The 19003-nt window shown below is 68.0% G+C and carries 19 protein-coding genes and 1 tRNA gene; 13 read left to right on the top strand and 7 right to left on the bottom strand.

Annotated elements, in window-relative coordinates; genetic code table 11:
- Positions 1-33 precede the first annotated feature (33 nt).
- A complete protein-coding gene (locus CMC5_RS15360; RefSeq protein WP_050431138.1) occupies positions 34-2061 on the bottom strand; it encodes a hypothetical protein in 2028 nt (675 codons plus the stop codon).
- A gap of 110 nt (positions 2062-2171) precedes the next feature.
- Here CMC5_RS15360 and CMC5_RS15365 point away from each other — a divergent pair, with 110 nt between their 5' ends.
- The 3 genes from CMC5_RS15365 to CMC5_RS15375 are packed head-to-tail and all read left to right on the top strand — an operon-like array spanning position 2172 to position 4796.
- Positions 2172-3599 (top strand): AAA family ATPase, encoded by a 1428-nt coding sequence (locus CMC5_RS15365; RefSeq protein WP_050431139.1) that lies wholly within the window; start codon positions 2172-2174, stop codon positions 3597-3599.
- Positions 3592-4116 (top strand): hypothetical protein, encoded by a 525-nt coding sequence (locus tag CMC5_RS15370; RefSeq protein WP_050431140.1) that lies wholly within the window; start codon positions 3592-3594, stop codon positions 4114-4116. The genes CMC5_RS15365 and CMC5_RS15370 overlap by 8 nt, the downstream gene beginning before the upstream one ends.
- A complete protein-coding gene (locus CMC5_RS15375) occupies positions 4113-4796 on the top strand; it encodes an RNA ligase family protein (protein ID WP_050431141.1) in 684 nt (227 codons plus the stop codon). The genes CMC5_RS15370 and CMC5_RS15375 overlap by 4 nt, the downstream gene beginning before the upstream one ends.
- Positions 4797-4934: 138 nt before the next feature.
- Here CMC5_RS15375 and CMC5_RS15380 read toward each other — a convergent pair whose 3' ends face one another.
- Positions 4935-5813, bottom strand: a complete 879-nt coding sequence (locus tag CMC5_RS15380; protein WP_050431142.1) for an aldo-keto reductase family protein — start codon at positions 5811-5813, stop codon at positions 4935-4937.
- A gap of 136 nt (positions 5814-5949) precedes the next feature.
- Between CMC5_RS15380 and CMC5_RS15385 the strand changes: the two genes are divergently transcribed.
- From CMC5_RS15385 to CMC5_RS15410, 7 genes are all read left to right on the top strand, one after another.
- Entirely contained in the window at positions 5950-6822 is an 873-nt protein-coding gene (locus CMC5_RS15385) for an extensin-like domain-containing protein (protein WP_050431143.1), read from the top strand.
- 20 nt (positions 6823-6842) lie between these two features.
- Positions 6843-7820, top strand: coding sequence for a hypothetical protein (locus CMC5_RS15390; RefSeq protein ID WP_050431144.1), 978 nt, complete (start codon positions 6843-6845; stop codon positions 7818-7820).
- A 27-nt stretch (positions 7821-7847) separates the two neighbouring features.
- A complete protein-coding gene (locus CMC5_RS15395) occupies positions 7848-8696 on the top strand; it encodes a GNAT family N-acetyltransferase (protein WP_218920270.1) in 849 nt (282 codons plus the stop codon).
- A gap of 99 nt (positions 8697-8795) precedes the next feature.
- Positions 8796-9761 carry a polysaccharide deacetylase family protein gene (locus CMC5_RS15400; RefSeq protein ID WP_082362510.1) on the top strand — a complete coding sequence of 322 codons (966 nt, stop codon included), beginning with the start codon at positions 8796-8798 and terminating at the stop codon, positions 9759-9761.
- Positions 9762-9941: 180 nt separating this feature from the next.
- Complete coding sequence (zigA, locus tag CMC5_RS15405) at positions 9942-11165, top strand: zinc metallochaperone GTPase ZigA (protein ID WP_050431146.1); 1224 nt, start codon at positions 9942-9944, stop codon at positions 11163-11165.
- The gene (locus CMC5_RS44535; protein WP_156338615.1) at positions 11162-11332 is read left to right on the top strand and encodes a hypothetical protein; all 171 of its coding nucleotides are present in this window, start codon (positions 11162-11164) and stop codon (positions 11330-11332) included. The genes zigA and CMC5_RS44535 overlap by 4 nt, the downstream gene beginning before the upstream one ends.
- Positions 11329-11697, top strand: coding sequence for a DUF1826 domain-containing protein (locus tag CMC5_RS15410; RefSeq protein WP_050431147.1), 369 nt, complete (start codon positions 11329-11331; stop codon positions 11695-11697). The genes CMC5_RS44535 and CMC5_RS15410 overlap by 4 nt, the downstream gene beginning before the upstream one ends.
- Before the next feature lie 67 nt (positions 11698-11764).
- On the opposite strand, the gene CMC5_RS46935 is transcribed toward CMC5_RS15410, so the two are convergent.
- The gene (locus CMC5_RS46935; protein ID WP_050431148.1) at positions 11765-12022 is read right to left on the bottom strand and encodes a hypothetical protein; all 258 of its coding nucleotides are present in this window, start codon (positions 12020-12022) and stop codon (positions 11765-11767) included.
- Between the two features lie 178 nt (positions 12023-12200).
- On the opposite strand from CMC5_RS46935, the gene CMC5_RS15420 reads away from it, so the two are divergent.
- Entirely contained in the window at positions 12201-13274 is a 1074-nt protein-coding gene (locus tag CMC5_RS15420; protein WP_218920271.1) for a porin, read from the top strand.
- A gap of 305 nt (positions 13275-13579) precedes the next feature.
- A complete protein-coding gene (locus CMC5_RS15425; RefSeq protein ID WP_169796552.1) occupies positions 13580-14419 on the top strand; it encodes a polysaccharide deacetylase family protein in 840 nt (279 codons plus the stop codon).
- A 1092-nt stretch (positions 14420-15511) separates the two neighbouring features.
- On the opposite strand, the gene CMC5_RS15435 is transcribed toward CMC5_RS15425, so the two are convergent.
- The 3 genes from CMC5_RS15435 to CMC5_RS15445 all read right to left on the bottom strand — a co-directional run bounded on the left by CMC5_RS15435 (position 15512) and on the right by CMC5_RS15445 (position 17128).
- Positions 15512-15892, bottom strand: coding sequence for a hypothetical protein (locus CMC5_RS15435; protein WP_050431152.1), 381 nt, complete (start codon positions 15890-15892; stop codon positions 15512-15514).
- Positions 15893-16180: 288 nt separating this feature from the next.
- Positions 16181-16537 carry a hypothetical protein gene (locus CMC5_RS15440; RefSeq protein WP_050431153.1) on the bottom strand — a complete coding sequence of 119 codons (357 nt, stop codon included), beginning with the start codon at positions 16535-16537 and terminating at the stop codon, positions 16181-16183.
- Between the two features lie 516 nt (positions 16538-17053).
- Positions 17054-17128: transfer RNA gene (locus CMC5_RS15445), tRNA-Pro, on the bottom strand.
- A gap of 227 nt (positions 17129-17355) precedes the next feature.
- On the opposite strand from CMC5_RS15445, the gene CMC5_RS15450 reads away from it, so the two are divergent.
- Complete coding sequence (locus CMC5_RS15450; RefSeq protein WP_050431154.1) at positions 17356-17886, top strand: TerB family tellurite resistance protein; 531 nt, start codon at positions 17356-17358, stop codon at positions 17884-17886.
- A 9-nt stretch (positions 17887-17895) separates the two neighbouring features.
- Here the strand turns inward: CMC5_RS15450 and CMC5_RS15455 are convergent, their stop codons facing one another.
- Positions 17896-18942, bottom strand: coding sequence for a glycosyltransferase family 4 protein (locus CMC5_RS15455; RefSeq protein ID WP_245678450.1), 1047 nt, complete (start codon positions 18940-18942; stop codon positions 17896-17898).
- Between the last annotated feature and the right edge of the window lie 61 nt (positions 18943-19003).

The raw sequence follows: 19003 nt of genomic DNA on the forward strand, positions 1-19003 counted from the left end.
ACTCCAGTTGCGCCTCGGGGCCCTGCCGTCGCTCTAGTGCAGCCGGGATGCGTCCGCGAGGGTGGTGGCCGTGAGCGAGCGTTGCGTATCGATGTAATCGAGTTGCCGTCTCAGCGAGTCGAGCGAGGGGTGCCCGTTCTTTTGCACAGCCTGCTTCAGCGCTCGGACCACCTCCATCCCTGTGCTCCGGATCGAGTGGAGCCCGAGCGCGTTCCTGCCAACGTAGTCCAGCAGCGCTGCTTCCCAGGCCGGGTCGAGATGCTCTCGCTGGGCAGCGGTGGCCAGCGTGTCGAGGATCTCTGCAATGCCTCCTTGCGCCTCCCAGAGGCGGAACGCGGCGCTGCGGTAGGCGCGGTAAGCCCGCTGGAAATCGGTGCCCGTCTCGGCAGCGTCCGAGCTGGCAGCGCCCGAGCCGGCCGTGTTCGTCGTTCGCTGCGTCTCCAGCGCCGTGCTGGCGAGAGCCACGTTGGAGGCCCAGGGGCGGAGGTGGTCGTGGGCGTGGAAGAGTTCGTGCATCACGTCGATCTGGGCGCGCGGGGGGAGGCGCTCGGCCCGGGTGAGGCCTTCGGTGCGCGTGGGAGGCCACAGGATCAAGGCAGCCAGGGCGCTCACCATGCCCCAGTCGTCGGGGTGACCGCGGTCCACGAGATCGAGAACGACGCGCGCGCCGCCGTCGAGGAACAAGAGCAGCCAGGTGCGGCCGCCGTACTCGCTGGAGAGCCGTTGCTGGAGCTGCGCGCCTTCGACGCTGTCCCAGCGCACGGCGGCGAGCGCTTCGCGGCCGGCGTCGCGAGCGCGCTGGGTGCGCTCCAGGGCCGTGGTGGAGAGGCGGCGCTCCCCGGCGAGCGCGAGGTCCACCGCCGTGGAGGGGCCGAGGGCAGCGAGGCAGGCCCAGGCCATGAGGCGATCGGCGAGGTCGTTCTGGCGGCTCAAGGCTTCGGCGTCGGAAAGGAGGCTCGCCTGGCGTTCGAGCTGTCGAGGGCTGGGCTGTCGGCGCGGCTCGGCGGCGAGGAGGCCGTGGCTGGTGGCGACGTCGATGACGGGAGGGGCGAGGGCGGCCATGCGGACGGCGTAGGCGCACGAGCGGGCCTGCTCGCCGAGCAAGGGGATGCCCTCCACGCTGTCGTCGGGTGGAGCGATGGCCCGTGAGGCGTAGAGGGGCAGGGCGCCCGGGTAGCGGTCCTGGTTGGGTGGCATGCCGGCGAAGAGCGTTGGGCGGGGGGTCTGCGTCGGGGGGAGGCTGGTTGCGCTGGCGGCGTTCGCGTCGCCAGCTCCCGGAGCGGCGATGCCGGGAGATGCGGCGAGCTTCGGGGCGAGGTCATGGGCCCGCGCGTAGGCTTCGACGAGGTCCTCGGGGGCGAGGCGTGTTCCTCCGGGAGCCGAGGGCTTGCCGCTCATGAGATCGTGCTCGGTGACGTCTTCGAGAGAGACGGGGGTGATGTGCGCGGCGCCGTCGGCCATGATGCCGCCATAGAACCGGAGGGCGATGGTGCGGCGCGCGCCAGCGTCGTAGGCAGAGGCGGCGACGAGCTGGGCGAGCTGTTCGCAGGAGCCGCCGCCGTCGAGCAGCGCGTCGGCCATCCAGCCGCCCGGCTGGCCGTGGTAGCGGAGGTCGGCGAACACGTCGGTGACCGCGTCACGCAGCGTGCCATGGCGCAGGGCTTCGCGCAGGGCGCCCACGCGGTCGTCGTAGCGCTGTTCGGCCTCGGCGAGGTCGAGGGGCTGGCCGAGGGCGTCGGCGTCGATGGCGCTGGCGCGGAGCAGGAACGCGCCGAGGGCCAGGCGTCCCGCGGTCAGCTCGGAGCGCGCCCGGGCCACGAGGTCGGTGCGTGCGCGTCGGGCGCGCTCGAGCCGCGCGAGTCGGGTGGCGTGGGCGCGGGCGAGGGGGGCGATGCCGGCACGGGCGGCGGGGGCGGGAGGTGTGGTCGTCTGCGCTTCGTGGGAGGGGTCCGGGGGCGTGGCGCTGCCCGTGTGGGCCCTGCTGCGCGGCCGCACGCCAGCCAGGCCCAGAGCATGGATCGCGAGCGAGGCGAGGGCGGCGAGGGCCAGAGGGCGGCGCACGGGGTGAGAGTAACGCTGGCGCGGCGAAGGTTCCCGTGAGGCGTGGAAGAAGGGACGAAAGCCTGGATGGGTGCGAGCACCCGGGGTAGGGGGGAGGGCAGGTCATCGCCATGTTCACCAAGCTCGGCCTCCGGAATTTCAAGGCCTGGAGAGGGACCCATGAGGCGCGGCTGCGGCCGATCACGCTCGTGCTGGGGGTGAACTCGGCCGGGAAGACGAGCTTGCTCCAGCCGCTGCTGCTGCTCCAGCAGACGGCGGCTTCGCCGGATCGGCGCTCGGCGCTGGATCTGGGGGGGCAGCCAGGTGCCCGGCTGCACTTCGGGACGATGATCGATGTGCTGTCGGGTCATGACCCGAGCCAGACGCTCGCGTTCGAGCTGGGGTTCGTTCCCACCGTGCAGGCGGGGCGAGGGGTCGATGCCGGAGCAGGCGTTGGCGTCGAAGCAGGGAACGGTGCTGGAGGGGGGGCTGCGGGGGAGGTCGAGCGGGCGGGTCAGGACGAGAGCCTGTTTCGCGCGGCGTACGGTGCGACGGAGGACGGGGGAGCCGTGGTGCTGTGCGCAGGCTTCACGACCAAGGGGAAGACGTACGAGGTGGAGCGCGTCACGGATGAGGCGTACGCGCTGACAGCACCCCCGCTCTCTGGAGGTGCGCCCGCCGTGGTGAGCCCCGACTTCGCGCCGGAGCGGTCGATCGCGTTCTCTCCGGAGGCGCTGGCAGCGCTCGGTGCCGAGGGGGCCGTGGTTCGAGATGCGGCGCTCGCGTTGCGCAACGAGCTTTCGGCGGTCGCCTACCTGGGGCCACTGCGGGAGTTTCCGGCGCGGAGCCATGCGTGGCAGGGGCACGCGCCGGAGCGGCTGGGGAGCAAGGGGGAGTTCGCCGTCCAGGCGCTGCTCGCGGAGGCGCTGCTGATGGGGGCCGAAGGGGGAGCGAGCGCCGAGCAAGCCGTGCGGGGTGAGGGGGAGGTGCTGAGGAGCGCCCTGCTCGAGCAGGTGTCGCGGTGGCTCGTCGTCATGGGAGTAGCCGATGGGCTGGAGCTGGTCCCGCAGGGGGCGTCGGGCTCGTACGCGGTGGTGGTGGTCCGAGGGAAGGAGCGGGCGAACCTCGCGGATGTGGGCTTCGGGGTGTCGCAGGTGCTCCCCATCCTGGTGCTGGCCCACGTGGTGCCGCGCGGGGCGACGATCCTCCTGGAGCAGCCGGAGATTCACCTGCATCCGCTGGCGCAGAGCGCACTCGCGAACCTGCTGGTGGAGGTGTCGCTGTCCCGGGGTGTGCAGTTCCTGGTGGAGACGCACTCGGAGCACCTGTTCCGGAGGCTCCAGTCGTTGCTGGCGGAGGCTGCCATCCAGCCCGACCAGTGCGCGCTGCACGTGGTGACGCATGATGGCGAGGGCGCAGCGCTGCACCCGCTGGAGGTGGACGCTTACGGGCGGGTCACGCGCTGGCCGGCGCGGCTCTTCGGCGACGCGGTGGGAGAGGCGGAGCGGCAGCTCCGGTGGATGGTGCGGCGGAAGCAAGAGGAGCGCGGGCGTGGCTGATCACGTGGTCGACACGAACGTGCTGCTCTGCGCGAGCATGGCCGACGGGGCGTCGCCGTTCGATGGGGCCGATCATGTGGCCGTGGAGGAGCAGCTCGAGGTCCTCGCGTGGCTCACGGCCTTTCACGCCGATCCGGAGAAGCGGCTGGTGATCGACGAGGCGTTCCGGATCTACGACGAGTACCTGCACAAGCTCACGGTGCAGGACTACGGACTCCTGGTGATCCACGAGAAGCTCCAGACCGCCGAGCTGGTGCCGGTCGCGTACGATGGGGATGGGCACGGGATCGTGCCGGAGGCGCTCGGCTCGCTGGATCCCTCGGATCGCAAGCTGGCAGCGGCTGCGATCGCGTCGACGCGAATGCAAGGGGCACCTTGCACGCTGGTGAACGCGACGGATACGGACTGGTACGACGTGGAGGAGCCGCTCGAGGAGACGGGCGTGGTGCTGGAGCAGCTGCTGGACGCCTGGTGCAGGGCGAAGCGCGAAGAGAAGCTGAGGAGGTCGTCGCCATGACGGCGCATGACGAGTTCTTCAAGTTTCCATCCACTCCCCACATTGCGTGGCTCGCTGCTGGGTCGCCGCGTGCGGACAAGGTGCTCGACCTCGATGACGCGAAGGCCATGCTGGATGGCGGAGTGATCGTCGAGGAGAAGGTGGATGGCGCGAACCTCGGGATCTCGGTCGACGGGTCGGGAGGCTTCTGCGTGCAGAACCGGGGGACGATCCTCGGGCCCGGGGCACACCCGCAGTTCCAGCCGCTGTGGGGCTGGCTGGCAGCGCGGGAGGAGCGGCTCCGGGCCGCGCTGGGGACAGGGCTCATCCTGTTCGGGGAGTGGTGCTTCGCGGTGCACTCGATCCGCTACACGAGGCTTCCGGACTGGTTCCTGGGGTTCGATGTGTACGATCGGACGGCGGGGCGGTTCTGGTCGACGCGCCGTCGGGACGCGCTGCTGGAAGCGCTGGGGATCGAGGGCGTGCCCCGGGTGGGAGCTGGGCGGTTCACGATGGAAGGCCTCGTGGCGCTGCTCGGGTCATCCGGGCTGACGGAAGGGCCTCTGGAGGGGGTCTACGTGCGGCAGGAGGACGAGGACTGGCTCCTGGATCGCGCGAAGCTGGTGCGAGGGGAGTTCGTGCAGAGCATCGAGGAGCACTGGCGGACGCGGAAGCTGGAGAAGAACGCGCTGGCGCGGTGAGGGGACACGGCTCCGTTGCTCGTCGCTCGTCGCGTGGCGCCCCGGTCGCAGCTGGGGGGCGACGCGGTGGTCGCAGGCGGGTGAAGGGGCGTCGTGGTGGTGGGCGCGTGTCCCGGTCGGGGCGAGGTGGCGCCGCGGTCAGCGGGGCAGTTCCGCGGTGGTGCGGAAGCCGAAGCCGGAGATCAGGTTCACCAGGCGGTCGGCGAACCCCATCCCTTTCTGCTGGAGCTGGGCGCGGTCGCGGGCGGAGACGCCCACCCGGCGGATCCAGGCGAGTTCCTCTTCGGTCATGGGCCCTCGATCCAGGGCGCGCAGGGCCTCGTCGAGCTGCTCGGCGTTCTTCGCGCCGGCATAGCAGGCGTCGATGTTCGGGTTCGAGAGCACGAAGCGGTAGCAGTCGGAGCCCGTGGGCGGCGGCTCTCCCGCCGGCACGATGGCGCGGTCGAGGAGCTGTCCCCAGGACGTGGCGGTGTAGGCAATGACGCCAGGCCGCGAGGTGGGCAAGTGAGGGAAGACGTCCTGATCGGCACCGGGGTGGGCCGCGTTGTAGCGGATCATGAGGTGATCGACGCGCGCATCACGAGCGAGGATCGGGAACGTGGGCCGGTGGTGGCACGAGACCATGACGCTGCGGGCGCGGCCGAGGCGCACCTGCTCGGCCGCGGCGTCGAGCAGGGCCTCGCCAGGAGGAAGGTTCCACCAGCCGAGGAGCAGGATGTCGGTGTGGTCGAGCGCGAGGGTGCGGAGGGCCTTCTCCAGAGAGCGGCCGATCTTCGAAGGACGCCGTTCGTAGGTCTGGATGACCAGCGCGAGGCGTTCGCGATCGCGTGCGGCGATGCGCTTGATGGCCTCGCCGAAGTCGCTCGTGCGCGTCGAGCCCCAGTACATGAGGTTGACGCCGCGCTCGAACGCGCGCTCGACGTCACGCCCCGAGATCCCGTACCCCGCTGCGAGCCCGAGGGGGCATGCTTGAATGTCGGAGCGGCCCAGGCGAACCGGCGACCAGGAACAAGCCATCGTCTCTCACCTCCCGAAAGCGGGCGTGCCATGGCGGCGGAGCAGGGTCCAGAGGGAGGGCGGACGGCACACCGGGTCTGCCCACGAGCGCGTCTGGTTGCGCGGCGGGATGTAGCGGTTACAGGTGGAGAGACCCATGCGTGGATCCGCTGTCGCTCTCGCTGCCGCGCTTGCCCTGGTGCTACCGGGGTCGTGCTCTTTGCACGGGGTCACGGCCGACGACTCCGCGCCGGCTGGAGCCCTCGCTTCCGGGGCTGGTAAGGAAGCGACGAGCCTGGAAGTCTCGACCTCTCCGTCGAGCGAGGCGGTGGGCGCAGAGGTGCCGAACGTGCGGGAGGGCGTGGCGGCAGGGGGGCCGAACGTGCTCCAGGACGCGCGCCGCATGCTCCACAGCGGGTTCGACCGCGAGACGCGGCCGGCGCGACAGTGGGAGTACATCTCGACCGCCGCCGACGCGACCTGCCGCGCGGAACTCGAGCAGATGGGGGCGAAGTTCAAGTCGCTTCCCGATGTCGCCAAACCCAACCGCAACGGCTGCGGTGTGCCGCATGGCGTGCTCCTCAGCCGGGGACCGACCGGCATCGTCTACAGCCCACCGATCCAGGTGGATTGCTCGCTGGCGCTCCGTCTGCAGAAGGTGGAGCAGATCCTCCAGGAAGAGGCCGCGCAGCACCTCGGCGGTGAACTCGCGCGGGTGATCACGCTCGGCAGCTATGCTTGCCGTCCGGTGGTGGGGCGGCTGGCGGGCAAGAGCGGGGGGATCAGTGAGCACTCCTTCGGAAATGCGGTGGACATTGCGCGCTTCGAGCCCAAGCGGGGGCGTGCCGCGAGCGTGCTGCGCGACTACAAGCCGGGGGAGGCGGCGGAATCGGGGCCGACCCGGTTCCTCCGGGCCGTGACGAAGCGGCTCCGGAGCGAGGGGGCGATCCGGCGTGTGCTCGGACCTGACTTCGATGCGAGCCATCGCGACCACCTCCACCTGGATCAAGGGACGCCGTGGTGGCATTGAGGCGCGCTCCAAAAGGTCGCTTGGCCTTTGCGCTGGTGGTCGGGAGCGCGCTCTCGGGATGCGGGGGAGGGACCTCGCACGAGGGGGCGGCGGGAGGTGACGGGGGCGCATCCGCTCGTGATGTGCGGGTGTTGCTCGATGAGAGCGCCCTCCCTGGCCACGCCGTCGACCTGGCGGTGGATGGCGAGCGGATCCTGGTCGCTGTGGGGCGCGCGGTCGTGTCCCTGGTCGAGGGGCAACCGCCCGAGGTGCTCTGTACGCTGGAGGAGCCCATCCTGCAGCTCGCCGTGGGGAGCACACGCGTCTTTGCGATCACGGGGCGTGGACCCTGGCCCGCGGTGTGTTCGCTCGGTGGTGGGGTGGCGGCTCCGTTGCTGTCCACCGCATCGGCCGATCCCGTGGAGGTGGCGCGCGGGCTGCTCGCCGAAGGCGACACGGTCTACTGGATCACGGTGGGGAGCTTCGGGACCCGTCGCCTCTACCGGTCGGCGGGGGAGGTCCCGGAGGAGATCAGCTCCTTCCATGGTGAGGGGGACCCTGGCGTCATGCACCTCGCGATGGACGCCGCGCGCGTGTACTGGAGCGATGCGGCGACCGGGACCCTGCACCGTGCGTCTCGCGATGGTGGCGACTCGGGCTGGTCACTCGCGCCCGGGATCAACACCACACAGATCGCACTCCAGGGAGCGTCGGTGCTGTGGGCTGCGGGAGGATCGCTGCATCGCACGCCGAAGGAAGGGGGGACGCCCGAGGTGGTGGTGGGACCGCAGATCGATACGGACCGGATCTGGGCGCTCGCTTCCGATGAGGAGTCGCTGTTCTGGGGAGGGATCCATCTCGAAGAGAGCTTCATTCGTCTGTCATCAGGCGGAGCTGGTGCACCTCACGAGGACATCTGGCGTGAGGGAGACTGCTGGGACGGCGCGCTGGAGGTGAGCCAGGGGGTCGTCCACTGGGTCTGCACGCTGGGCAAGGGCGCGGTGTACCGTGCGCGTTGAGCAGGGGTGGTGTGCCAGGAGGCCTTCATGATCGAACGCTCGGAAGCCGCTTTGTTCGAACGGATCGAGGCCTTCTACGACGCGGTGCCCAGAGACAGGGCCCAGGTCGAGTCGTTCGGTCCTCTGACGCTGTTCGTAGCGGACCCGGAAGGGTTGCCCCTTTACGCTCGTCCTGCGCTCCACGCCTTCGGAGCGCCCACGGTGGACGACATCCGCACTGTGAGAGAACGGCAACGCGAACTCGACGTGCCCGAGGCCTTCGAGTGGGTCCAGGAGTCGACGCCTTCACTCGGAGCGATGATCGAAGCGGAGGGGCTCACGATCCTGCACGCTCCGCTGATGGTCCTCGAGCCGGCGCGGCTTCGGGCGTTCGCGCCTTCGGTGAGCACGCCAGTGCGGCTCCTCGATCCCGATCGAGAGACCTTTGCCGAGGATCTGTCCTCGTTCCGCGCGATCGCGCAGGTAAGCTTCGCCGCGTCAGGGATGGCGGTGGGGCTTTCCGGGCCTGCGGAACGTGACGAAGTGCGCGCTCCCGCGCTGGACGTCGAGGTGACGGGCGAGCGAGTCCGCGCGAAGCAGGCCGCCTATGCGCTGGCGGGCGAGGGGCCGGACGGCGCGCTCGCCGGAGGTGCGTTCCAGCGCGCAGGCGATGTCGTGGAGATTGTCGGTGTCGCGACGCTGCCCTCGGCGCGACGCGGAGGGCTCGGGGCTGCGGTGACGGCTGCGCTCGCGCGAGAGGCGCTGGTCAGCGGGGCGGCGCTGGTGATCCTGTCTGCTGGCAGCGATGACGTCGCCCGCGTGTACGCGCGGCTCGGCTTCCGGCGGGTTGGCACGGCGTGCATCGCTGCGCCGGTGGACGCGGACGTCCCCGGATGACTGCGTCGCCGAGCGGGTGGGGTGCTTGACGGTCGCGTGGGTTGCCTCACGCATTGGGGGCGCGCGTTGGTCGCAGCGCACTCAAACGTCAGGAACATCATGCGAAGCACGACATCGGCTGGATTGGCGCTCACCCTGTCGCTCGGCATCTGGAGCTGTGTGATCGACACGGAGGATCCACAGGGACGTTCGACGGAGGTTCCCTCGGCAGGCGCTGGCGCTGCACGGGCGAGTGAGCCACCCGCGAGTGAGCCCAGAGAGTCCTCGTTCACGCTGGAGCACGCGAACCAGCCGCTCGTCGTGGATCGTGAGGGCCGCCCGCTCGAGGCGGAGGAAGCGAGCGTGACGAATCCAGCGCCATCCCCCGACGCCCTGGTCGGTCCTGGTATCCCGATCAAGAGCTGTCCGGCAAAGACGGGGAAGTTCGCCGTGCTCACGTTCGACGATGGTCCGAGTCCCTTCACAGACGAGCTGCTCGGTCATCTCCACGCCAAGGGGGCGCCGGCTGCGTTCTTCCTCAAGGGAAAGAAGCTGGCCGACGACTTCACCGGCCACGCCGAGCACCGCGCCCGGGTGCAGCGGATCGCCGCGGCCGGCCACGAGATCTGCAACCACACTTTCACGCACGACGGGCTGGTGTATCCGGGGAAGGGGGAGGCGGCGATCCGGGCGGACATGCTCGATGCCGAGGATCTCATCGCCGACGTCACGGGTCGTCGTACGCGGTGCATGCGCCCTCCCTACGGTGACCACAACCCGCAGGTGCTCGGGATTCTCGCCTCCCTGGACTACCGCGTGATCATGTGGAGCCTGAACACCGACGACTGGCGGTACGGGAGCATCGAGTATCCCGCGGACATCAGTCCTACCAAGATCCTGGAGCTGGTGGACAAGACGCTGCGTCAGAGCACGGAGCCGCTGATCCACATCCAGCATGACGCCGAGGACTCGGAGCCGTCGGTCGCCACCGTGCCTCAGGTGATCGACGCCATCCGCGCCCAGGGCTGGACCCTCATCTCGCTCTCGGAGTGCCTGGGCGAGCCCATCGACGTCCCGGCGCAATAGATCCGCGCTCGCTCGGAACACGGGGAGCGTTGCCCGCCGTCGAAGCCTGAACGGTTGCGAAAGCGTGCTCCTCCCCGTGCTCCTCGACGGGTCTGGCGACGTGACGGCCCGCCACATGGGCGCGTAGGCACGTCATCGCACTCTTGTGTTATTTGCAATTGTGATGCATTTGAATTTCTCATGCATCCGCCGACGAAGCTTCCTGTGACCGTCCTTTCTGGCTTTCTGGGGGCCGGCAAGACGACCCTTCTCAACCACGTTCTGGAAAACCGTGATGGCCTGCGGGTCGCGGTGATCGTCAACGACATGAGCGAGGTGAACGTCGACGCCCGCCTCGTGGAAGGCGGGGGCGCGGCGCTGCGTCGTGTCGACGAGAAGCTAGTGGAGATGCAGAACGGTTGCATATGCTGCACCCTCCGGGAGGATCTGCTCGTCGAGGTGGGGAGGCTCGCGAAGGAGGGTCGTTTCGACTACCTCCTCATCGAGTCGACGGGTGTTTCCGAGCCTCTCCCCGTGGCCGAGACGTTCACCTTCGAAGACGAAAGTGGGATGCGGCTGTCGGACGTGGCGCGCCTCGACACGATGGTGACGGTGGTCGACGCGAAGGCCTTTCTCGCCGACTGGCAGAGCGCAGATGACCTGCGCGCGCGCAAGATCGCGCTTGGAGAGGGAGATGAGCGGACGGTGGCCGATCTCCTCGTGGAGCAGGTGGAGTTCGCCGACGTGCTGGTGCTCTCCAAGCTGGATCTGGTGACCGAGGAGGAGGGGGCGCTGCTGGAAGACCTGTTGCGGCACCTGAATCCAGGGGCGCGCGTCGTCCGCGCCGATCGGGGACGTGTGCCGCTACCGAGCGTGCTCGGGACGGGGCTTTTCGATTTCGAGAGGGCATCGCGCGCGCCCGGCTGGCTCAGGGAGCTGCGCGGTGAGCACATGCCGGAGACGGAGGCGCTCGGGATCTCGAGCGTCGTCTACCGGGCGCGTCGACCGTTTCATCCGCTGCGCCTCTGGCAGGTGCTGCAAGACGACGCGGGCTGGGATGGCGTGCTGCGCTCCAAGGGCTTTCTCTGGCTGGCGTCACGGATGGACGTGATGGGTCTGTGGTCTCAGGCCGGGAGCTCGGCGAGCTGCCAGCCGGCGGGGCTGTGGTACGCGGGGTTGCCCGAGAAGGAGCGTCCGTCGGACCCGGAGACGAGGGCGATGATCGCGCAGGCCTGGCAGGAGCCCTGGGGGGATCGTCGGCAGGAGCTGGTCTTCATCGGGGTGGGGATCGATGAGCGCACCCTGAGGGAGAGGCTGGATGGGGCGCTGCTCACGGACGCCGAGAGCGTTCTGGGGCCAGCCGTCTGGGCGACCTACGAAGACCCGTTCTTCGGTGAGGCGAGCCAGGACGAGGTGACGGCGTGAGCCCTGCGCTCGAGTGGCTCGTCATCGGTGGAGGCGTCCACGGGACCCACCTGTCACGGGTCCTCTCCAGCGTCACGGGGATGGGGACCGTGCGCGTTCGTGTCCTGGATCCGCAGGAGCATGCGCTCGCGACGTTCTGGCGGGTGGTGCGGACCGGATCGGGGTGAGGCTCGATCGCGTCACGACCGCGATGTGCCCTCGTCTGCACGTCGACCGGGTGACGGCGCGCATCGTGGTGACGTACGTCGGAGCAGGGACCGAGTACGTGCCCAGCGAGCATGTGGATCGGCGGTGGCTGGGACATGCCGCCTGCGGCGCCCCAGACGCCGAGTCAGGGCTCCTCTTGCCTGGAGCGAGCGTGCGGTGCTGCGCTGCGGGCGACGTGATCCTCCTCAAAGGCGAGGCGTGGCCCGGTCACGAGGGGCGCGGCGCCGTGCATCGGTCCCCGGACTGTTCCGCCCGAAGTCCGCGGCTCGTGATGACGCTGGACCCGTTGTTCGGTGGAGCGCTGGTGGGCCATGGCGGTCGGTGATGCGCAGTCGGATTGTAGAGATGCAGGTAGGGGCGCGGCGAAGACGAGTCGGAGCAGTGAATCTCGCTCACGAAAAGCTGCCGGTGCCGGTGGTGGGGACTTCGATGGTGACAATGTCGACACAATCGACAGCGTGAATCGTCACATTCGGACACATGGGACAACACGTCTGAATCGAATCCGTCACATGGCCGCCATACAGGCCGCCTAGGTTCGAGCGTGTCGGAAGGCGGATCAACGCCTCGGCCACCTCGATGCCCAATTTTCCTCGGTCCTGGCGAGCGTCGCTCGTGGGCGCGCTGTCCTGCGTCCTCTGGTGCTGCATCGCTTCTGCTCAGCAAGCACCTGTGACCCGCGCAGGAGCCCGTGAAGGGACCACTGTCGCTGCCGTGGGGCCTCGACCGCTGCCCTCCGCGCCATCCCGCGCGACGGATGTGACTCCCCCATCACCCCCTGCGCCGGCCCCGGACTCTCCTGGCGCGCTGTCGGCCGTGGGCAGGTCGGTGAAGCAGTGGTTCGAGAAGATCCAGCTCCGTGGCTATACCCAGCTCCGTTACAACCAGCTGGGCGCGACGAACGGGGATCTCAAGAACATCCAGGGAGATCGGTCCATCGGGAGCGATGGTGGGTTCTTCATCCGCCGTGCGCGCCTCATCCTTCAGGGGGACGTCCACGAGCGTGTCTTCATCTATCTCCAGCCCGATTTCGCGTCGACGGTTTCCGACCAGCTCCACGCGCCGACCCTGAGGGACTGGTATGCGGACATCGCGCTCGACGAAGAGAAGGCATTCCGCTTTCGCGTCGGGCAATCCAAGGTGCCCTACGGCTTCGAGAACATGCAGTCGAGCTCCAACCGGGCGCCATTCGACCGCGCGGACGCGACGAACAGCACTTTCAAGGATGAGCGCGAGCTGGGCGTGTTCTTTTACTATGCGCCTCCGACGATCCGGAAGCTCTACAGCGAGCTGGCGAATGCGGAGATGAAGGGATCTGGCGACTACGGGGTGGTGGCGCTCGGCGTTTTCAATGGACAGGGCGCGAACAAGCTCGAGAAGAATGCGACTCCCCACGTGATTGCTCGGGCGACCTATCCCTTCACGCTCGGCAGTCAGCTCCTCGAGATCGGTGCCGCGGGCTATTACGGTAAGTATGAGGTGGGCACCAGCGACGGCGTGGTCGTCGACGATGGCATCCGCGACGTCCGAGCCATCGGCTCTTTCGTGCTGTATCCACGGCCCATCGGCTTGCAGCTCGAATACAACATCGGCCGGGGCCCTGAACTTTCGGAGGGCCGGATCAGGGAGAGGCCACTCCACGGCGGCTATGCATTGCTCTCGGCGCGTCTCGGTGACTTCACACCCTATGCGAGGCTCTCCCTTTACCGCGGCGCTCGCAAGTTCGAGACCGATGCGCCTCGCTACAAGGTGAACGAGGCCGAGCTGGGGCTCGAGTGGCGTGCCCTCAAGGCGCTCGAGCTGACGGCTGCGTACACCTTCGCGGAGCGGACGTTCCCGTCTCCACCCTACCAGCAAGAGAGTGGGCGCCTGGTGCGCCTGCAGCTCCAGTTCAACTACTGAAGACCGACCGAGCCCGTAAGGATTCTCCGGGGGGTCGAAACACCCTCCGTCGCCTGAGGACACACAAACGGGGCCCGGATCCGGATGCCCATCGAGCCGTCGCCGGACACACCTGCGGTGAGCGCCTGATGGACGGGCCGCACCCGCAAGATAGGCACCTTCCGTGTGCTTGACGGCGCTGCGCTCGGCTTCACGTAACGCCTACTGTGAAAGCCACGTCCTACGATCCGAACCGCCGTGTCCCGTCCCATGCCCTCGGGTGGCGTGGGGCGACCCTGCTGGTCACAACGCTCTTCGCCGGCGCGGTGAGTGGCTGTTCCCTGGACCAGGCGAACGCCGAGGGGCAGATCCCTGCGGCGCATCAAGAGTCCGGTGCCGCTGGGCCGTCGCCGTTCGTTCCTGTCAGCGCAGCGCCCGAGAAGAACAAGGCCCCGGAGACGGCGGATGCGCTCCCCTCAGGGACAGGGGTGCGCATCAAGACGTGCCCCGCGCGAGGCGGCAAGGTCGTGGTCTTGTCATTCGATGACGGTCCGAGCCCCTACACGGACAGCCTCCTTGCCATCCTCAAAGAGAAGAAGGCTCCGGCTGCGTTCTTCCTCAAGGCGAAGAAGCTCGCCAAGGATTTCCCCAAATACGATGAATATCGGGCCCGCGTGAAGCGTATCGCCGAGGCCGGTCACGCGGTCTGCAGCCATACGTTCTCGCACAGTGGGCTGGTCGGCCCTCATGTGACCGAAGCATCGGTGCGCGAAGACATCACCAAAGCCGAGGACCTCATCGCCGACATCACCGGTCGTCGACCCAAGTGCCTGCGTCCACCCTTCGGGGACACCGACGAGCGTTCGCTCAAGATCCTGAAGGAGCTCGATTACCAGGTGATCTTGTGGAACCTGAACACGGACGACTGGAGGTATGGGAGCAGCGATCGGGAGAAGGACTTCGACCCGCCGAAGATCCTGGACATGGTTCGAAAGACCCTCGACAAGAGTGAAGGGCCCTTCATCCACATCCAGCATGACTCGGAGGAGTCAGAGGCGTCGGTGAAGATGGTGCCGCAGGTGATCGACCTTCTGCGATCGCGGGGCTACACGACGATCACCCTTCAGGAATGTCTGGGCAGACCCATCGACATCCCGAAGCTGTGAAGGTGAGGCGCTCGGTGGCCATGGCGGTGGCCGCAGCGAACATGGGTCTCGGCGTCGACGAGGCGCGGGGCAACGATGGCCAGGGCAAACCCGGCGCTTCCGATGGAGGGCGCCGTCCGGGCAGGGACAGCCATGCTGGGTGGGGTACGAGGAGAGAGCGCATTGCCTCCCGCTCGTTGCCGCTCATCCGGCTGAGGACCACGCGCAGATCTCTTCGTCCGCGATTCAGCCGATCTTGCGCGGTGCTCTCCTTGAGCCCCAACCGACGTGCAGCCGCAGCCACAGGAATCTCGAAGGCGTCGCACAGGATCAGCAGTACACGCCGTTCTCGTCGCACGGATCGCAGGGCACGCACCACCAGGGCGCGCCGCTGGACCTGTTCCAGGTGGAGATCAGGCGGTGGGCTCCACTCGGCGATGGGTTCTCGCTCCGCCTGCAGGAGTCCACTGGGGACTTCCAGCCGCACGTGAGCGCGGTGGCGATGATGACTCACCTGTCGCCATGCGATGCCGTGGAGCCATCGCTTCATGCATGTTTCCAAGCTGGGCCCGGCGAAGCGCCGACGGTTCCTCGTTTTCTTCGGCGCACTGGCATCCGCCTCCTGAGACATCGTAGTGGGGCCCGGGTCGAATCCATCGAGCGCATCGTAGGCCGCGAGCAAGATGTTTTGCTGAACGTCCTCCAGGTCACTGGTAGCGACCCTCAATGCTCGGATCAGTGAAGGCAGGATCTGATTCCCTGTCTGGACCACGAGGTGGAATCGGCCATGACGCCTGACGGACGTGGCGTCGAGAGATCGAGGAGGCACACCTCATATTGCGAGCGGCGTCCGGGATCCCTAGTGGGATCGGAATCTCGTGAACGTGCTTCGCGAATCACGGGTAGACGTAATGCGACTCGCGGGGGCACCGTGCAGTGAAATTGCGCGGTGCTTCGCCCGAGGGGCGCTACGCCGATTACGTTCAGCAACCAGAAACCACGGGATGATCGAGTGCGAGACCCATGGGCGGTGCCGATGTGATCCCGGGCTGCGAGGAGCTCTTCATCCTGGCTCCCGTGCGGAACACGGGCCGAAGCGGTCTCTGTATCGGGTCAGTTCCAGCAATGAGCGATGGCGTGCATGCCATTGGCCACGCAATACCAGTTGCCGATGGTGGTGCATGCCCCGATCGGGGTCGTCGGATGCGTGCCGACGGCGTACCAGACATCATCGCTGCATTGCGTGTGACACATGCTACCCGGGCCTGAAAAGCCGGAGCAATACAGTACCGAGTCCGTGCTTCCACCGCCCCTTTCCGTCGCGGGATCGCTCTCGTCTTCGTCCGACATGGCAGCCTGCTCGTGGGAGCTCGATGCATCCATGACGCCGGATGGCTCGAGTTCGTAGGTCTCCTGGGGCCCTGTGCCGATGCAGGCCGTGAGACCGCAGAAAAGTGCGCCGAGCCGGTGAGTGAAGGCCTTGTGCTTCGTCATGTGTCGCTCGCCTTTGAATGTCGCTGACCGGGCGGGCCAGCGTGGTTCCCCGTCGCTTCGCCTGTCGCGGTGACAGCGGTCGAGCCGTGTCCACGCGCACGGTAAGAGATGACTGGTCGAAGCGATTCGGCAAGCGAGCGCGCGGTAATCGCACTCGAACGGCCGATACGGAGGCGGCGTGTACGGAACGACCTGTCCCAGAAGAAGCGCGTCTGGCCGGTGCACATCGCTACGCCGCGCGCCTTCAGGGGCACCTCCATCAGAGGCATGCGCTGGGCGCACCGTGGCTCAGTTCCAGCAGTGTCCGATGGCCGTCAGCTCGCGAGCGGCGCAGTATTGCTCGCCTTCCGGGATGCAGTCGCCGTGAGAGATCTCCGGGTTCACTCCGACGTCGTACCAGACCCCATTGGCGCACCTGACGTGGCAGACGCTCCCTGCTCCTGCGAAGCCATGGCAATGCAGTCCTGGCGCGGGCTCTTCGCCTTTGCGCTCGGCTGGAGAGGCCACGCGGTTCATGCCCATCGTGTGGGTGTCGCCGAATGGGCCATTCTCGACTTCCGCGGGAGCTTCAGGCGCGGCAACGATGCAGCCGGCACAGCAGAGCAGACTTCCGAGGAACTTCGCGGAGGGGATGCGTCTCGCCATCGTTCGATTGCCTTTCAGCGTCGCCACGTCGTGGTGGTGGACCCGTGCACGTGCTGCCGAAGGTTCGGCTGCAAGCGGTTCGGCGCCACGCCGAGATAGATAATGGTGAATGCTCAGAGAGCAAGCAGAAGGATTGCGATGACGTAAGGTGGGGTGACGCCACGTCGCTGCGTACGGAATGACATGTCCCGCATCCGATTCATTCATCCACGATGCAATGGTGATGGCACCGGCGTTCGTGGAAGACGCAACGAGGCCGGCTCGTAACGAGCCCGGCACCTCTCCATCGGTCACGACGTCGAGGTGGGCGCACGGTGAACGTCGACGACACGATGAACGGCGTCATCTCACGGTGCCGGCCGTCGTTTCGCGGCGAACGTCAACGGCAAGGCGGGGCGTGTCGGGGTTGGCCGGCGCTTCCTGGTGGGCAGGAGCTCGCCTCCAACGACAGCTTCGCAGGAGGCGCACGTGAGGACAAAAAACCGAAAGGCCTCGCGAGTTTCCTCGCGAGGCCAGTCGGGGCGAGTGGATTCGAACCACCGACCCCTTGACCCCCAGTCAAGTGCGCTAACCAGGCTGCGCTACGCCCCGGCCGCTCCGCGCTGCGAACAGCGTCGAGCGGGGGGGAACCTAGCCGAAGCAGGGGGAATTGCAAGAGGCGTGTCGTGGTCGATCGGCAAGTTGTGTGTCAGGGGGTAAGCTGGCGGCCTGTGCACGTGGACACGGCTCGAAGGGTCGTGCCATCGTCTGCCCCTCCAAGGGCGTTGCTCCTTCGGGGCGCGCTCGGCAAGCGTTCACGAACAACGTCGAGGGGTGTCATGGGAGACGTGAAGACCGCGCAGGGGCTGAGCGGCGTCCAGGAGATGCTGGAGCGGATGCAGGCTTACCAGGCATCGCTCGCCAACGAACAAGAAGCCCGGGCACACCAGGAGGCCGAACAAGCGAGGGCGGCAGCCGCCGTGAACACCTCGTTCGGCGCCCTGGTGGAGGCTGCCGTGCTCGTGGCGATGGCGGATGGGCAGTTCTCGGCTGCGGAATCGAAGCGGCTGGTCGAGCATGTGCTCCCTCTCACGGGGGGGAAGCTCGACGCTGCGCAGGTGGAGGCTTTGGTGCAAGAAGCGTCGGCTCGTGTCCAGGGTGAGGGGGCTGCTGCCCGCACGGGGGCCGTGGCATCGGTGCTGTCGGATGTCGAGCTTCGCCGGGCCGCGCTGCTCGTGGCGGGGGCGGTCGGCTGGGCCGAGGGCGGGATCAACCAGAAGGAGGGGCTGGCGCTGCAGGCGCTGGCGCGTGCGTTCGGTATCCCGATCGAGGAGTTGCACAAACTCCTCGCCCAAGCCCATCAGCGTTGAGAGCGTCGTTCACTCGGGGAAGGCTCGTCGGGCGATCGTCGCGAGGACCCGAGCGATGGCTCGGTGGTCGGGCGCGGTGATGTGGATGCCTGGGTCGTGGGCGGCCCAGGCTGCAACATCGCCGGCAGCACACGCGACGACGGGGACCCCGAGCGCGCGAGCCTCCCGGATGACGGTGGGGGCCGCTTCGACGGTGGACGGGTGGAGCAGGACGTCTGCTGCTGCGATCCAGGAGAGCGCTTCGGTGCGGGGAAGCGCTCCCAGAAAGCGGATGGATGGACTGGACGTGCGGGTGAGCGCGCCCTGCTCCGGTCCGTCGCCCACGATGCAGTATCGCAAGGAGGGAGGCGACACGCGCGCCGCTTCGACGACGAGATCGACCCGCTTGGAAGGGATCAGTCGGCTCACAGTCACCGCGAGTCGCTGGTGAGGGTCGAGCTGGAGGGAGTCTCGGAGAGCTTTCGCGCGCACGGCGACGTCCGGAATTTCGATGCTCGGAGGCTCGACGCTCGCCGCGCGCATCAAGGCGCTCGCGAGCGGTGAGGGGAGCGCGTCGACGAGGCTGTCGCGCAACGCTCGGGCCGCGAAGACGAAGTGGGCGCCACGCTCGAGCAGGAGATGGAGGATGAACTCGCGGAGCTGGCGAGGCGCCTGGCGGAGGAGGCGAACATCGGCGCCATGGGCGTGCACACAGAGTGGAACCCTGGGGATGGCATGGAGGAGAGGGAATGCCGATGGGATGATCCAGTGTGCGACCGCCAGATCCACCGGGTGGATGGTGCGCAACCGGTGAAGAACGCCTGCTGTGAAAGGAATGCCGTCGAGGAGGCGCCAGGGAGCCTGTCGCGTCCGGGCCAGCGCTCCTGGCCAGGTGAACAGAGCGCCACCTCCGGCGCGGTGGATCTGAAGTGGGCCGTCCCGCTCGGGCGGCGTCCACGCCGACCCACCGGGAGCGATGACGTGCACGTCATCGCCTGCGATGGCGTGCGCTCTCGCCGACGAGCGGACGAAGTGACCAGAGGGATCGTCCGCGTTCCTCGGATAGGATGTCGTCACGACGACGATGCGTCGCCGTCCTCCGATTGAATCCGGCGGACAGAGCAACGTTTCGATCCAG

The sequence above is a fragment of the Chondromyces crocatus genome, from assembly GCF_001189295.1.
GTDB classification, from domain to species: Bacteria; Myxococcota_A; Polyangia; order Polyangiales; family Polyangiaceae; genus Chondromyces; species Chondromyces crocatus.

Excerpts from the sequence above, each read along its gene's own strand:
- CMC5_RS15365 (WP_050431139.1), top strand. The coding sequence starts at position 2,172 with ATGTTCACCAAGCTCGGCCTCCGGAATTTCAAGGCCTGGAGAGGGACC.
- CMC5_RS15375 (WP_050431141.1), top strand. The coding sequence starts at position 4,113 with ATGACGGCGCATGACGAGTTCTTCAAGTTTCCATCCACTCCCCACATT.
- CMC5_RS15380 (WP_050431142.1), bottom strand. The coding sequence starts at position 5,813 with ATGGCTTGTTCCTGGTCGCCGGTTCGCCTGGGCCGCTCCGACATTCAA.
- CMC5_RS15385 (WP_050431143.1), top strand. The coding sequence starts at position 5,950 with ATGCGTGGATCCGCTGTCGCTCTCGCTGCCGCGCTTGCCCTGGTGCTA.
- CMC5_RS15395 (WP_218920270.1), top strand. The coding sequence starts at position 7,848 with ATGATCGAACGCTCGGAAGCCGCTTTGTTCGAACGGATCGAGGCCTTC.
- CMC5_RS15400 (WP_082362510.1), top strand. The coding sequence starts at position 8,796 with ATGCGAAGCACGACATCGGCTGGATTGGCGCTCACCCTGTCGCTCGGC.
- zigA (WP_050431146.1), top strand. The coding sequence starts at position 9,942 with ATGCATCCGCCGACGAAGCTTCCTGTGACCGTCCTTTCTGGCTTTCTG.
- CMC5_RS46935 (WP_050431148.1), bottom strand. The coding sequence starts at position 12,022 with ATGCAGCACCAGAGGACGCAGGACAGCGCGCCCACGAGCGACGCTCGC.
- CMC5_RS15435 (WP_050431152.1), bottom strand. The coding sequence starts at position 15,892 with ATGACGAAGCACAAGGCCTTCACTCACCGGCTCGGCGCACTTTTCTGC.
- CMC5_RS15440 (WP_050431153.1), bottom strand. The coding sequence starts at position 16,537 with ATGGCGAGACGCATCCCCTCCGCGAAGTTCCTCGGAAGTCTGCTCTGC.
- CMC5_RS15450 (WP_050431154.1), top strand. The coding sequence starts at position 17,356 with ATGGGAGACGTGAAGACCGCGCAGGGGCTGAGCGGCGTCCAGGAGATG.